The sequence below is a fragment of the Pseudomonas paraveronii genome (assembly GCF_963681955.1).
In the GTDB taxonomy this organism is placed as follows: Bacteria; Pseudomonadota; Gammaproteobacteria; order Pseudomonadales; family Pseudomonadaceae; genus Aquipseudomonas; species Aquipseudomonas paraveronii.
The window spans coordinates 2,823,557-2,838,099 of sequence record NZ_OY817130.1 but is presented as its reverse complement, the minus strand read 5'-3'; the positions used below and the strand labels follow the sequence as shown (position 1 = coordinate 2,838,099).

The 14,543-nt window shown below is 61.5% G+C and carries 13 protein-coding genes and 1 pseudogene; 9 read left to right on the top strand and 5 right to left on the bottom strand.

Going from position 1 to position 14,543, the window contains the following annotated elements; genetic code table 11:
- Positions 1-108 precede the first annotated feature (108 nt).
- The 6 genes from U5A08_RS12930 (at position 109) to U5A08_RS12905 (ending at position 7,050) form a co-directional block, all read left to right on the top strand.
- Positions 109-999, top strand: a complete 891-nt coding sequence (locus tag U5A08_RS12930; protein WP_247403785.1) for a carbohydrate ABC transporter permease — start codon at positions 109-111, stop codon at positions 997-999.
- A 10-nt stretch (positions 1,000-1,009) separates the two neighbouring features.
- Positions 1,010-1,840 (top strand): carbohydrate ABC transporter permease, encoded by an 831-nt coding sequence (locus U5A08_RS12925; protein WP_321851818.1) that lies wholly within the window; start codon positions 1,010-1,012, stop codon positions 1,838-1,840.
- A gap of 38 nt (positions 1,841-1,878) precedes the next feature.
- Positions 1,879-2,982 carry an ABC transporter ATP-binding protein gene (locus U5A08_RS12920; protein ID WP_321851816.1) on the top strand — a complete coding sequence of 368 codons (1,104 nt, stop codon included), beginning with the start codon at positions 1,879-1,881 and terminating at the stop codon, positions 2,980-2,982.
- Between the two features lie 16 nt (positions 2,983-2,998).
- A complete protein-coding gene (locus U5A08_RS12915) occupies positions 2,999-4,480 on the top strand; it encodes a mannitol dehydrogenase family protein (RefSeq protein ID WP_321851814.1) in 1,482 nt (493 codons plus the stop codon).
- Positions 4,481-4,617: 137 nt separating this feature from the next.
- Positions 4,618-6,099, top strand: a complete 1,482-nt coding sequence (gene xylB, locus U5A08_RS12910; RefSeq protein WP_321851813.1) for a xylulokinase — start codon at positions 4,618-4,620, stop codon at positions 6,097-6,099.
- Between the two features lie 12 nt (positions 6,100-6,111).
- The gene (locus U5A08_RS12905; RefSeq protein WP_321851811.1) at positions 6,112-7,050 is read left to right on the top strand and encodes a carbohydrate kinase family protein; all 939 of its coding nucleotides are present in this window, start codon (positions 6,112-6,114) and stop codon (positions 7,048-7,050) included.
- Positions 7,051-7,133: 83 nt separating this feature from the next.
- On the opposite strand, the gene U5A08_RS12900 is transcribed toward U5A08_RS12905, so the two are convergent.
- Positions 7,134-7,403: a DUF1652 domain-containing protein gene (locus U5A08_RS12900; RefSeq protein WP_247408013.1), complete on the bottom strand. Its 270-nt coding sequence runs from the start codon at positions 7,401-7,403 to the stop codon at positions 7,134-7,136.
- A 264-nt stretch (positions 7,404-7,667) separates the two neighbouring features.
- Positions 7,668-8,669 (bottom strand): annotated as a pseudogene (gene ilvA, locus U5A08_RS12895) (threonine ammonia-lyase, biosynthetic); the annotation flags it as partial.
- A 273-nt stretch (positions 8,670-8,942) separates the two neighbouring features.
- On the opposite strand from ilvA, the gene U5A08_RS12890 reads away from it, so the two are divergent.
- Together U5A08_RS12890 and map are read left to right on the top strand one after the other, a co-directional pair.
- Complete coding sequence (locus tag U5A08_RS12890) at positions 8,943-9,143, top strand: ParD-like family protein (RefSeq protein WP_247407098.1); 201 nt, start codon at positions 8,943-8,945, stop codon at positions 9,141-9,143.
- Positions 9,143-9,898, top strand: a complete 756-nt coding sequence (map, locus tag U5A08_RS12885; RefSeq protein ID WP_253395345.1) for a type I methionyl aminopeptidase — start codon at positions 9,143-9,145, stop codon at positions 9,896-9,898. The genes U5A08_RS12890 and map overlap by 1 nt, the downstream gene beginning before the upstream one ends.
- 24 nt (positions 9,899-9,922) lie before the next feature.
- On the opposite strand, the gene U5A08_RS12880 is transcribed toward map, so the two are convergent.
- Both U5A08_RS12880 and U5A08_RS12875 read right to left on the bottom strand, forming a co-directional pair.
- The gene (locus tag U5A08_RS12880) at positions 9,923-10,861 is read right to left on the bottom strand and encodes a magnesium transporter CorA family protein (RefSeq protein ID WP_321851807.1); all 939 of its coding nucleotides are present in this window, start codon (positions 10,859-10,861) and stop codon (positions 9,923-9,925) included.
- 6 nt (positions 10,862-10,867) lie between these two features.
- The gene (locus U5A08_RS12875; RefSeq protein ID WP_247407095.1) at positions 10,868-12,454 is read right to left on the bottom strand and encodes a RimK family ATP-grasp domain-containing protein; all 1,587 of its coding nucleotides are present in this window, start codon (positions 12,452-12,454) and stop codon (positions 10,868-10,870) included.
- A 94-nt stretch (positions 12,455-12,548) separates the two neighbouring features.
- Here U5A08_RS12875 and U5A08_RS12870 point away from each other — a divergent pair, with 94 nt between their 5' ends.
- The gene (locus tag U5A08_RS12870; RefSeq protein WP_321851806.1) at positions 12,549-13,649 is read left to right on the top strand and encodes a peptidase C39 family protein; all 1,101 of its coding nucleotides are present in this window, start codon (positions 12,549-12,551) and stop codon (positions 13,647-13,649) included.
- A 38-nt stretch (positions 13,650-13,687) separates the two neighbouring features.
- Here U5A08_RS12870 and U5A08_RS12865 read toward each other — a convergent pair whose 3' ends face one another.
- Complete coding sequence (locus U5A08_RS12865; RefSeq protein ID WP_017848418.1) at positions 13,688-14,473, bottom strand: sulfite exporter TauE/SafE family protein; 786 nt, start codon at positions 14,471-14,473, stop codon at positions 13,688-13,690.
- Between the last annotated feature and the right edge of the window lie 70 nt (positions 14,474-14,543).

The following is a 14,543-nucleotide window of genomic DNA, read 5'->3' as shown; positions in this document are numbered from 1 at the left end:
CTCGCGAAAAAGGTACATCCGACGCCGACATGCGCCTGAAATACCTTCGCGAGCAAGCTCGCTCCTACAGGAGTTTTGCGCACCTGCCTCTAATCGGTCTTGATCACCATGAATACAATACGCAAAAGCCGCCTGGCCAACCCCGGCTGGTTTCTCGTCAGCCCCTCGGTAGCCTTGCTGCTGCTGTGGATGATCGTGCCGCTGGGCATGACCCTGTACTTTTCGCTGATCCGCTACAACCTGCTCTACCCCGGCGAAAACCAGTTCGTGGGGCTGGAGAACTTCACCTACTTCATCACCGATTCGGGCTTCCTGCCCGGCGCCACCAATACCCTGTTGCTGGTCGGCAGCGTGCTGTTGATCAGCGTGGTATTTGGCGTGTTGATCAGCGCCCTGCTGGAGGCCAGTGAGTTCTTCGGCCGCGGCCTGGTGCGGGTGTTGTTGATCTCGCCGTTCTTCATCATGCCCACCGTCGGTGCGCTGATCTGGAAGAACCTGATTTTCCACCCGGTGTCGGGGATTCTCGCCTACGTGTGGAAGCTGTTCGGCGCCCAGCCCGTGGACTGGCTGGCGCATTACCCGCTGCTGTCGATCATCATCATTGTCTCGTGGCAATGGCTGCCCTTCGCCATCCTGCTGCTGATGACCGCCATGCAGTCTCTCGACCAGGAACAAAAGGAAGCCGCACGCCTCGACGGCGCCGGCGCGATTGCGATTTTCTGGCACCTGACCCTGCCCCACCTGGCGCGCCCGATTGCCGTGGTGGTGATGATCGAAACCATCTTCCTGCTCTCGGTATTCGCCGAAATTTTCACCACCACCAACGGCGGCCCCGGCTACGCCTCGACCAACCTCGCCTACCTGATCTACAACCAGGCGCTGGTGCAGTTCGACGTGGGCATGGCCTCGGCCGGCGGCTTGATTGCCGTGGTCATCGCCAATATCGCGGCGATCATCCTGGTGCGGATGATCGGCAAAAACCTGACTGACAAGCCTTGAGGGCCGCGCCATGACGCTTCAACAATCCCGCCGCCTGCAAAGCCTGTTACTCGGCACCCTGGCCTGGGCCATCGCGATTCTGATCTTCTTCCCGATCTTCTGGATGGTGCTGACCAGCTTCAAGACCGAGATCGATGCGTTCGCCACGCCGCCGCAGTTCATCTTCACGCCGACGCTGGAGAATTACCTGCACATCAACGAGCGCAGCAACTACTTCAGCTACGCGTGGAACTCGGTGCTGATTTCGTTCAGCGCCACCGCCTTGTGCCTGCTGATCTCGGTGCCGGCGGCCTACTCCATGGCGTTCTACGAGACCCAACGCACCAAAAGCACGCTGCTGTGGATGCTGTCGACCAAGATGCTGCCGCCGGTGGGCGTGCTGATGCCGATCTACCTGCTGGCCAAGAGCTTCGGCCTGTTGGATACGCGTATCGCGCTGATCATCATCTACACCCTGATCAACCTGCCGATCGTGGTGTGGATGGTTTACACCTACTTCAAGGACATCCCCAAAGACATCCTCGAAGCGGCCCGCCTGGACGGCGCCACCCTGTGGCAGGAAATGGTCCGCGTACTGCTGCCGATCGCCAAAGGCGGCCTGGCATCCACGGTGTTGCTGTCGCTGATACTGTGCTGGAACGAGGCGTTCTGGTCGTTGAACCTGACCTCGTCGAATGCCGCGCCGCTGACCGCGCTGATCGCCTCCTACTCCAGCCCCGAAGGCTTGTTCTGGGCCAAATTGTCGGCCGTCTCGACCCTGGCCTGCGCGCCGATCCTGATCTTTGGCTGGATCAGCCAGAAACAGTTGGTGCGCGGTTTGTCCTTCGGCGCCGTGAAATAACGGCTTTCCTATAAAAATTCCAAGCGGAGGCCCATCCCATGGCCAACCTGAAAATCAAGAATCTGCAAAAAGGCTTCGAAGGCTTTTCCATCATCAAGGGCATCGACCTGGAAGTGAACGACAAGGAATTCGTGGTCTTCGTCGGCCCGTCGGGCTGCGGTAAATCCACGCTGCTGCGGCTGATCGCCGGCCTGGAAGAAGTCAGCGAAGGCACCATCGAACTGGATGGCCGCGACATCACCGAAGTGACCCCGGCCAAACGCGACCTGGCGATGGTGTTCCAGACTTACGCGCTGTACCCGCACATGAGCGTGCGCAAGAACATGTCGTTTGCCCTGGACCTCGCGGGCGTCGACAAGCAGCTGGTGGAGAGCAAAGTCAGCGAAGCGGCGCGCATCCTCGAACTGGGCCCGCTGCTGGAGCGCAAGCCCAAGCAACTGTCCGGCGGCCAGCGCCAGCGCGTGGCGATCGGCCGAGCGATTGTGCGTAACCCGAAGATCTTCCTGTTTGATGAGCCGCTGTCCAACCTCGACGCCGCGCTGCGCGTGCAGATGCGCCTGGAACTGGCGCGCCTGCATAAAGAGCTGCAAGCGACCATGATCTATGTGACCCACGACCAGGTCGAAGCGATGACCCTGGCCGACAAAGTGGTGGTGCTTAACAGCGGCCGCATCGAGCAGGTCGGCTCGCCGCTGGACCTGTACCACCAGCCGGCCAACCTGTTTGTCGCGGGCTTTCTCGGCACGCCGAAGATGGGCTTCCTCAAGGGCAAGGTCACGCGGGTCGAGGGCCAGGGCTGCGAGGTGCAACTGGACGCCGGTACGCTGATCAGCCTGCCGCTGAGCGGCGCCACCCTGAGCGTGGGCAGCGCGGTGACCCTGGGTATTCGCCCGGAGCACCTGGAACTCGCCGCACCGGGCCAGACTAGCCTGACCGTCACCGCCGACGTCGGCGAGCGCCTGGGCAGCGATACCTTCTGCCACGTCATCACCGCCAACGGCGAGCCGCTGACCCTGCGCATTCGCGGCGACATGGCCAGCCAGTATGGCGAGACGCTGCACCTGCACCTGGACCCGGCGCACTGCCATCTGTTCGACACCGACGGCGTGGCCGTTACCCGCCCACTGCGCGCCGCCGCCTGATTTCGCGAGATTTGTGATGAAACTGAATAAACAGAACCTCACCCAACTGGCGCCGGAAGTGAAAATCCCGGCCTACGCCATTGCCGATACCCGTCAGGGCATCGCCCATATCGGCGTCGGCGGTTTCCACCGTGCGCACCAGGCGTATTACACCGATGCGCTGATGAATACCGGCGAGGGCCTGGACTGGAGCATATGCGGCGTCGGCCTGCGCGCCGAGGACCGCAAGGCCCGCGACGACCTGGCCGGTCAGGATTACCTGTTCACCCTGTATGAATTGGGCGACAGCGACGACACCGAAGTGCGCGTGATCGGCTCGATCAGCGACATGCTGCTGGCCGAAGACGGCGCCCAGGCGTTGATCGACAAACTGGCCAGCCCGCAGATCCGCATCGTCTCGCTGACCATCACCGAAGGCGGCTATTGCATCGACGACAGCAACGGCGAGTTCATGGCCCACCTGCCGCAGATCCAGCACGACCTGGCGCACCCGAAGGCACCGAAAACCGTGTTCGGCTTTATCTGCGCCGCGCTGACCCAGCGTCGCGCCGCCGGCACTCCGGCGTTCACCGTAATGTCCTGCGATAACCTGCCGCACAACGGGGCCGTCACGCGCAAGGCACTGCTGGCCTTCGCCGCCCTGCACAACGCCGAACTGCATGACTGGATCAAAGCCAACGTGACGTTCCCCAACGCCATGGTCGACCGCATCACGCCGATGACCAGCACCGCGCATCGCCTGCAATTGCACGATGAGCATGCTATCGACGATGCCTGGCCGGTGGTGTGCGAGCCCTTTGTGCAGTGGGTCCTGGAAGACCAGTTCGTCAACGGGCGCCCGGCCTGGGAAAAGGTCGGCGTGCAGTTCACCGCCGACGTAACGCCCTATGAAGAAATGAAGATCGGCCTGCTCAACGGCAGCCACCTGGCGCTGACTTACCTGGGGTTTCTCAAGGGGTATCGGTTCGTTCACGAGACCATGAATGACCCGCTGTTCGTCGCGTATATGCGCGCGTACATGGACCTGGACGTCACGCCGAACCTGGCGCCGGTGCCCGGCATCGACCTCACGCAGTACAAGCAGACCCTGGTGGACCGCTTCTCCAACCAGGCGATTGCCGACCAGTTGGAGCGCGTGTGTTCCGATGGCTCGTCGAAATTTCCCAAGTTCACCGTGCCGACGATCAACCGCCTGATTGCCGATGGGCGCGAGACCGAGCGCGCAGCGTTGGTGGTGGCCGCCTGGGCGTTGTACCTCAAGGGTGTCGATGAGAATGGCGTGGCCTACAAAATTCCGGACCCGCGTGCCGAGTTCTGCCAGGAGCTGGTGGGTGATGATGCGCGGATCAGTCAGCGCCTGCTCGGGGTGGAGGAGATTTTCGGCACGGCTATTCCCAAGTCGGCTGAGTTTGTGGCAGCGTTCGAGCGATGCTATGCGAGCCTGCGCGACAACGGCGTCACAAAAACACTGCAGCAACTCCTGAAGAAACCGGCTTAAACCTGTGGGAGGGGGCTTGCCCCCGATAGCGGTGGGTCAGTAAAGAACATTGACACTGAAACACCGCCATTGGGGGCAAGCCCCCTCCCACATTTGGAGCGCATTTACAATCCAACAACAATGCTGAGCAAACCCTCATGACCCAGCAAAACCTGTTCCTCGGCATCGACTGCGGCACCCAAGGCACCAAAGCCATCGTCCTCGACGCTTCCAGCGGCAAAGTGCTGGGCCTGGGCGCCGCGGCACACACGCTGATCAGCGGCGCCAATGGCCGTCGCGAGCAGCACACCCAGGAGTGGCTGGACGCCTTTACCGAAGCCACCCACCGCGCCCTGCAACAGGCCGGTGTGGACGGCCAGGATATCCTCGGCATCGGCGTGTCCGGCCAGCAACACGGCCTGGTGTTGCTCGATGACCACGGCCAGGTGCTGCGCCCGGCCAAGCTGTGGTGCGACACCGAAACCGCCGCCGAAAACGAGCGCCTGTTGCAGTACCTGGGTGGCGAAAGCGCTTCGCTGGAGCGTCTCGGCGTGGCAATTGCGCCGGGCTACACCGTGTCCAAACTGCTGTGGACCCGCGAGCAGCACCCCGAGGTGTTCGCGCGCATCGCGCATATCCTGCTGCCCCACGACTACCTCAACTACTGGCTCACCGGCCGCGCCGTCGCGGAATACGGCGATGCCTCGGGCACCGGCTACTTCAACGTGCGCAGCCGTGACTGGGACGTGGCGCTGCTCCAGCACATCGACCCCAGTGGCCGCCTGCAAGCCGCTTTGCCGAGGCTGATCGAAGCCGACCACGCCGTCGGCACGATCCTGCCGACCATCGCCGAACGCCTCGGTATCAACCCCGACGCCATCGTGTCCAGCGGCGGCGGCGACAACATGATGGGCGCCATCGGCACCGGCAATATCGCCCCCGGCGTGATCACCATGAGCCTGGGTTCATCGGGCACCGTGTATGCCTTTTCCGACCAGCCCAACGTGAGCCCCGAGGCGTCGGTCGCGACTTTCTGTTCCTCCAGCGGCGGCTGGTTGCCGTTGATCTGCACGATGAACCTGACCAACGCCACCGGGGTGATTCGCGAGCTGTTCGACCTCGACCTCAACGCCTTCAACGCCCTGGTCGAGCAGGCGCCGATCGGTGCCGACGGCGTGAGCATGCTGCCGTTCCTCAATGGCGAACGCGTGCCCGCCCTGCCCCACGCCACCGGCAGCCTGCACGGCTTGAGCATGACCAACCTGACCCGCGCCAACCTGTGCCGCGCCGTGGTCGAGGGCACCACCTTCGGCTTGCGCTACGGCCTCGACCTGTTGCGCCAGACCGGCCTGCACAGCCAGAGCATCCGCCTGATCGGCGGCGGTTCGAAAAGCCCGGTGTGGCGGCAGATGGTTGCCGATATCATGCACACCGAAGTGATCTGCACCGAACAAAGCGAAGCCGCCGCCCTGGGCGCGGCGATCCAGGCCGCGTGGAGCCAGTCCGGCGAATCCCTGGCCAGCCTGTGCGAGAAATGCGTGAGCGTCGACCCGGCCAGCCGTACCCTGCCGGTGGCCGACAATGTCAGCGCCTATCAACACGCCTACGAGCGCTATCAGCAGCACGTGGCAACCCTTTAAGAGCGAACGACTATGTATCTGGTGTGTGGTGAAGCGCTGTTTGATTTTTTCAGTGAGGAAGATCCCAGCGGGCAGGCGTCCAAGGTCAATTACAAGGCGATTGCCGGTGGCTCACCGTTCAACGTCGCCGTCGGTTTACGCCGGCTCGGCATCGAGGCCGCGCTGTTTGGCGGCGTGTCCACCGACTTCCTCGGGCGTCGCCTGTTGCAGGTGCTCAGGGACGAAGGCGTCAACCCGCAGTTCCTGGTGGAATTCGCCGCGCCGACCACCCTGGCAATGGTCGCCGTGGGCGCCGATGGCTCGCCGCAATACAGCTTTCGCGGCGAAGGCTGTGCCGACCGCCAATTGACGCGCGCGCACCTGCCGACCCTGGGCGATGAGGTTCGCGGGCTGCATGTGGGTTCGTTTTCCCTGGTGGTGCAACCGATTGGCGACACCCTGCTGGCCCTGGTCCAGCGCGAAAGCGGCAAGCGCCTGATCAGCCTCGACCCCAACGTGCGGCTCAACCCGCAGCCGGATATCCAGCTGTGGCGCGACCGCGTGGCCGAACTGGTCAAGCATGCCGACCTGATCAAGGTCAGCGATGAAGACCTGCACCTGCTCTACCCCGACCAATCGCCGGAAAGCGTGCTTGAGGGCTGGTTGCAACACCGCTGCCAGTTGGTATTCCTCACCCGTGGCAGCAATGGCGCCAGCGTGTTCAGCCGCCAGCACGGCCACTGGTCGCAACCCGCGCTGAAGGTGGTGATGGCCGATACCGTGGGCGCCGGGGATACCTTCCAGGCCGCGCTGATTGCCTGGCTGACCGAGCAGCAGTTGGATTCGGTCGAAGGCCTGCAACACCTGACCCGCGCACAAATCGACGCGATGCTGGGCTTTGCAATTCGTGCCGCCGCGCTCACCTGCGGCAAGACCGGCCCGGACCTGCCGTATCGTCAACAACTGGAATGAACCCGCGATCACCGGCTGCAGCGGGCATAAACAACATTGGGCCTGGTATTGACCAGGCCCATCCATCGACGATACCAACAGCCTTAATAGAGGGCGCGCCCTGCTGCTTTTTGCAGCGCTGGCCCATGCGATTGCTTGAGGTCCTCGCGCAACCCGGTGATCAGGTTGCAAATGGCTCGACTGCTGTCGAGTCTGTCAGCGTTGATACCTTTGACTTCCAGATGCACGCGGTCACGATCAAGGTCGTCATACACCTTGATCGTCAGCGAGGCATCTTCAGCTTTGGTGCATTCACACCGTTTAGGCAGGAAACTTCCTTCAATGATACTGCGAAGTTCTAATTCCGAAAGCATGGTCAACCTCTCCTTTCCAGACTGCCAATCGATTGTTATAAGTCTTGCAGGCGCAAGCCTGCCACGTCCTGCCAACCCTGGAAGACGCTTACAATCAATCAGCCTACTCGGCAAAATCCGTTCTCGTTGTAACTTTTCCTCATAAGCAATACACCGTCTTGTATAAATTGGCCCCACCTCAATTCACTCGACGGCCATCATCGGCGAACAGCTCCGATTAAACGTTTAACCCTGGCCTTGGTATTAACCAACACTGTGCGCTGCCGCTCTTTCAGCAACATGTCGCAAACTATCAAAGTTGATATTCGCCCCCGAGTTGATCGCCACCAGCGTCTGCCCGCGCACACGGTTTTGCGCGACATAGCTGCGAATGCCCGCCACGGCCAATGCGCCGGAAGGCTCGACGATGGAGCGCGTATCGTCGTAGATCAGCTTGATGGCACTGCACAGTTCGTCGTTGCTGACGGTGATGACGTCATCCACCCAATCCCGGCAGATTTCAAAGCCATAGGCGCCGATCTGCGCCACCGCCGTGCCATCGGCAAACCCGTCCACACTGGGCAGTACCACGCGCTCGCCGGCACGCAAGGCCGCTAACAGGCAACTGGAACCCTCGGGTTCGACGCCGACAATACGCACCTCGGGCCGCAGGTATTTGACGTAGGCGGCGATCCCGGCGATCAGGCCGCCGCCGCCCACCGGCACGAAGATCGCGTCCAGCGCGCCCGGTTGCTGGCGCAGGATTTCCATGCCCACCGTGCCCTGGCCGGCGATCACGTCCGGATCGTCGAACGGCGAGACAAAGGTGCAACCGGACGCTTCGGCCAGTTGCAACGCATGGGCCAGGGCAAACGGAAAGCTCTCACCGTGCAGCACCGCGTGCGCCCCTCGCGAGCGCACGCCGAGCACCTTCAACTCCGGCGTGCTGCGGGGCATGACGATCGTCGCCTTGATCCCCAACTCCCGCGCCGCCAGCGCCACGCCTTGCGCATGGTTGCCCGCCGACGCGGTGATCACGCCGCAGGCCTTCTGCTCGGCGCTAAGCTGCATCAGCTTGTTGTACGCGCCACGAATCTTGAAGGAAAAGGTCGGTTGCAGGTCCTCGCGCTTGAGCAGCACCTGGTTGTCGAGCAACAGCGACAGCGCCGGGGCGACTTGCAAGGGCGTGCGCACGGCCAAGTCGTAGACCGGCGCGGCAAGGATTTTTTTTACGTAGTGCTCAAGCAGTCCCGGGGCAGCGGTCTGTGGGACGGGGCAAGTGCGCATGGGTGTCTCCTGGCTTTGGTAAGGGCACCTGGAGACGGAAAAACAAAACCCGCCTCTAGGGCGGGTTTGGGTGCAGCCGAGCGCTATCCCGCCAAATGAGGAATGGCGGTAATAATGCTTGGCTGGCGATACAAGGTTTGAAATGTCATGTGACGAAATTACCCGGCGGCTGCCCGGCAAGTCAATGGCCAGGGGCCATTTAGCTGAGAGGGGCTTTACGAGTGACATACGAAACGTATACGCTTCGTATATCAATCCGACACAGTGAAGCACATGGGCATCGTCAAGATCAGCGACCAATTACACGAACAACTGCGCCTGGCCAGTGCGGCCATGGACCGCTCCATCAACGCCCAGGCCGAGTTCTGGATCAAGATCGGCCTGCTCGCCGAACTCAACCCGCACCTGCCCTACAACGAGCTGATCAACAAGCTGTTGCTGGACAAACCCGACCTGATCCGGGGGCGCAGCTGATGATCAAAACCACCGCACAACTCGCCGTGATGCGCGAATCCGGGCGCTTGCTGGCCCAGGTGTTCAGCATGCTCGACGGTTTTGTTGCCGCCGGGCGCTCCACCCTGGAACTGGACAGCGCCGTCGAAGCCTTCATCCGCCACGAGTTGAAAGCCCGCCCGGCGAGCCTCGGGCAATACGACTACCCCTTCTCCATCAACACCTCGATCAACGAAGTGGTGTGCCACGGCATGCCCAGCGCCACGCAGATCCTCAAGGACGGCGACATCATCAATATCGACATCACCCTGGAGAAAGGCGGCTTTATCGCCGACTCCAGCAAGATGTACATGATCGGCGCCGTCTCGCCGAAGGCACGTCGCCTGGTGGAGATGACCTTCGAGGCCATGTGGGCCGGTATCCGCCAGGTCAAACCCGGCGCACGCCTGGGCGACGTCGGCCACGCGATCCAGAGCCACGCACAGGCCAATGGCTACAGTGTGGTGCGCGAATACTGCGGCCACGGCATCGGCCGGCAGATGCATGAAGAACCCCAGGTCCTGCACTTCGGCCGCCCCGGTACCGGGCTGGAGCTGCGCGAAGGCATGGTGTTTACCATCGAACCTATGCTGAACCAGGGCAGCGCCAAGGTGCGCAGCCTGAAGGACGGCTGGACGGTGGTGACCAAGGACAACAGCCTGTCGGCGCAGTGGGAACATACCGTGGCGGTGACGGCGAACGGGTTCGAGGTGCTCACCCTGCAACCCGCTTCCTGAGCCAGCGCCCACAGGCGTGGGGCTTCACATCACATTCGCACCACCTGCCATCCGCTTGAGCCCGAGCACCATCAACCCGGCGCCCAGGCCCATCGCTAACAGAAACAGCGGGTACGACACCCACCACGGCGTACCCGCCGTCATCATGCTGAACTCCGACATGCCGCCGATGCTGGCGATCAGGTTGAGCGGCAGAAACACCACGTTGATCAGCGTCAGCTTGCGCAACAGGTTGTTCATGCTGTTGTTCATCAGGTTGCCGCGCGCGTCGATCAGCCCGGAGAACACGTTGGAATAGATCTCGGCCTGTTTGTAGCACTGGTGGTTCTCGATGATCAGGTCGTCGATCAGGCCGAGAATCTCGGCGCTGAAATGCTCCTTCTCGCCGTGGTTGCGCAGCCGCGACAGCACGGCGCCGTTGCTGTGCAGCGCGTTGATGTAATAGATCAGGCTTTCGCTGAGGTTGAACATCTGCATCAGATGATGGTTGCTCATGGACGCGTTGAACTGCTGCTGCAGCTCCCGCGCGACCAGCTTGATCACCTTGAGGTGGCCGAGGTAGTGGTGAATATTGTTGAGCAGCAGATCGAGCAGCACATCCAGCGGCGTGTGCAACGGACGCCGGGCGCCGAGCCCGGACAGCGGGGTTTCATCGGTGGCGATCACCAACAGCCGGCCGGGTGAAAACAGCAGGCCGCAGGACGACACTTCAAACACCAGGGTGCCACCGCCGGAGTAGTTCTCCGGGCGCTTCCAGATCAGAAACAGGTTGTCGGGGTGAAATTCGATGCGTGAGACTTCGTCCGGGTCGAGCGCCGAGGCCAGGGCATGCTCGTCCAGTTTGTGGTGCTCAAGCAGCCAGTTGCGCTCGGCATGGTCAGGGTTGCTGAACAACATGATCGGGGCCTCGTCGCCTTCCCCGCTGCGCAACTTTCCATCGATCAATTCAAAGCGCTGGATCATCGCGACTCACCAGACCTGGCCCTGACGCTTCAACTCAAGGCGCCGGACGAACTCCTCCAGCACCAGGCCATACAAGTCGTCCTGCAAGTAGGCATCTTCGATACCGGCATCCAGGTTGGGGTTGTCGTTGACCTCGATCACCACCACCTTGTCGCCCGATTGCTTGAGGTCCACGCCGTAAAGGCCGTCGCCGATCAGATTGGCAGTCTTCACGGCCAACTCCACCACGGCCTTGGGGGCTTCGTGGACCGCCAGGGTGCGGCATTCGCCGTTGATGTCCTGGCCGATGGCCTTGTGGTTGTAGATCTGCCAATGGCCCTTGGACATGAAGTATTGACAGGCAAAGATCGGCTTGCGGTTGAGTACGCCGATGCGCCAGTCGTACTCGGTGTAGAAAAACTCCTGGGCCAGCAGCAGCACCGAATGCTCGAACAGTTCAGCGGTGGCCTTGAGCAAGGCCTCCTGGCTTTCGACCTTGATCACCCCGCGGGAGAAACAACCGTCGGGGATTTTCAACACCAAGGGAAAGCCGAGGCGCTCGCCGACCCGTTCGAAGTCTTCCGGTCGCTCCTTGTAGAGAATCTCGGTGGCCGGCATGCCCAGTTGATGGCTGTTGAGCAGGTCGGTGAGGTAGACCTTGTTGGTACAGCGCAGGATCGATGCGGGGTCGTCCATCACCACCAGGCCCTCGCTTTCGGCTTTCTTGGCGAAGCGGTAGGTATGGTTGTCGACGCTGGTGGTCTCGCGGATCAACAAGGCGTCGTATTCGGCCAGACGTGCGTAGTCCTTGCGCTCGATCAGTTCCACATCGATGCCCAAACCTTTACCGACCCGGACGAAGTTTTCCAGGGCCTTGGCGTTGGAGGGCGGCAGTTGCTCCTGGGGGTCGTGAAGGATCGCCAGGTCATAGCGAGCCAATCGGCGCGAGCGCGGCTGACGCCAGATCTTGCGGCTGAAGTTGTCGAGGGCGTGGGCGAATTGATCTTCCTGGTCATCACGTAGTTTGTGTAATACGCCGGACTTGACCCCTTCGATATGCCAGCCGTTATTCTTTTTGAATTCAACTAACAAGATCGGACACGGGAACGCTTCAAACAATTGGCGCGCCAACTCCTGCAACGGATCAATATTGGTTCGACCAAAGTAAAGCGTCAGCGTAAAGCCTTCGGTATTGCTGTAAAGATGATGACTCAAGGCTTTATCGAGGGTTTTATCCAGGTCGTCCAGGGCCAGCCCATACAGTGACTTCTTGGTCAGTTCACTGATGGTGCGCACCGATGGAATCACCTTGTGCCCGCGTGCTTCGGCCAGTAGCGAACAGTAGTAACCGTGCCCCAGGTACTTGTAGCTGCGACACAGGTTGATCACCTGCACGCGCTTGCCGGTCTCGCTTTCGCGGGTTTGTTCGAGGTACTCCTGGGCCGTGACGATGTCTTCGCTAGGGAAGTAGGAGGCCCAGTCTTCCTTGCGTTCGACAATGATCACTACTTGACTTGCACCTCTGGGCGGAGCAGAAAAATAACCTTTGGAAGTTATTGTCGCCGCGACGCTTTGCTCGGATACTTCACGCCAATGACTTTGTACCGCAGACATAATATTTGATCCGCTTTAGAGAACTCGACCTTTTCTATTAAGCACGATCTTTTAGAGAAGTCCCGTTTCGTTACGTAACTTTTACGGCGGTCATATGGCTCTTTTCTTTCGCGTTGCAACCCCCTGCGATGTGCCGGCTTTGGTGGCACTGGAACAGCACTGTTTCACCACCGACAGGCTGTCGCCACGCAGTTTTCAATGGATGATCAGCCGCGCCCACGCCGAGTTGCTGGTGGCCGAACAGGACGGGCAATTGCTCGGGTATGCGCTGGTGTTGTTTCATCGCGGCACCTCCCTGGCGCGGCTGTACTCGATTGCCATCGCCGAACACGCGCGCGGCCTCGGCCTGGGCAAGCAGTTGTTGAGCCGCATCGAGGCCTGCGCGGTGGAGCACGACTGTGCGTACCTGCGCCTGGAAGTACGCACCGACAACCCCGGCGCCCTCGCCCTGTATGAGCGCAACGGCTACCGGCGCTTTGCGTTGATCAACGATTACTACGAAGACCACGCCCCCGCCCTGCGCCTGGAAAAACGCATCGTCCAGCACCAGGACGCGCGCGTGCAACGTGTGCCGTATTACCAGCAAACCACCGACTTCACCTGTGGCGCCGCCTGCCTGCTGATGGCCATGGGCGCGTTGCTGCCGGAACGCGTCGCCGCACGCCGCGAAGAACTGCAGATCTGGCGTGAAGCGACCACCGTGTTCATGACCGCCGGCCATGGCGGCTGCAGCCCCCAGGGGCTGGCGCTGGCCGCCTGGCGTCGGGGCTTTCGCGTGCGGATGCAGGTGAACGTGCGTGGGCCGTTGTTTCTCGACGGCGTGCGCGATCAGCATAAAAAGGACGTCATGCGTTTAGTGCATGACGCCTTCGAGGAAGAGTTGGCCGCCAGCACGGTCGAACAAGTACTCGGCGGCGCGCTGGATCTGCCCAGGGTACTGCGCGACGGCGGGCAGCCGCTGGTGCTGATCAGCAGCTATCGCCTGACCCGCTCCAAGTCGCCGCATTGGGTGATGGTCACCGACTGCGACGACGACTTCGTCTACCTGCACGACCCGGATGTGGACCACAGCCAGCACCGCCAGCCCCTGGACTGCCAGCACCTGCCGGTCAGCCACGCGGAGTTCGAGCGCATGTGCCGGTTCGGCAACAACAAACTGCGCGCGGCGGTGGTGCTGTTCAAGCCACCGGTTTGATCAAGGCGGTGAGCAGCGGCAATACGTGACCGCGTACCTTAGAAAGCCAGTTTATAGCCGATGGTCATCAGCATGATCGCCAGGCACGGACGCAGCACGCCGTCCGGGACTTTGCCGGCCATGTGGCTGCCGATGTAGATCCCCGGCAGCGACCCCATCAGCAAAAAGCCCAGCAGGTGCCAGTCCATATTGCCCATGCCGGCGTGGCCCAGGCCCGCCACCAGCGTGAGGGGCACGGCGTGGGCGATCTCGGTGCCGACCAGGCGCCGCGTGGCGAGGAAGGGGTAAAGGATAAACAATGCGACGGTACCGAGGGCACCGGCGCCGATGGAGGTCAGTGCCACCATGGCGCCGAGGACCGCCCCCGTGACCACCGTCAGCGCGTTCAGGTTGCGCGGGTGCATGTGGTAATCATCGCCGGCATGGCGCTGGGCGAAGGCCAACAGGCGATGCTTGAACAGAATGGCCAGGGCGGTCAGCAGCAGCACCACACCTAAGGCCTGTTTGATCACGGCGTTCATTGCGCTGGGGTCGGTGTGCAGGCTGGCGAGGAACCACAGGGTCAACAGCACGGCGGGCACGCTGCCCAGGGTGAGCCAGCCGGTGATCGTCCAGTCGATGTTCTTGTTCTTGCCATGCACCAGCACCCCACCGGACTTGGTGATCGCGGCGTACAACAAGTCGGTGCCCACGGCAGTGGCCGGGTTAATGCCGAACCACAGCAGGATCGGGGTCATCAATGAGCCCCCGCCGACACCGGTCATGCCGACGATAAAACCAACGATCAGGCCAGCAACTACGAAACCAACGTTACCCACATCCATTACAACTACCTGCGGCCATATAAAATTCTGGCCGCAGGATAGCGATTTTTCTTATAACCACTTATATCAA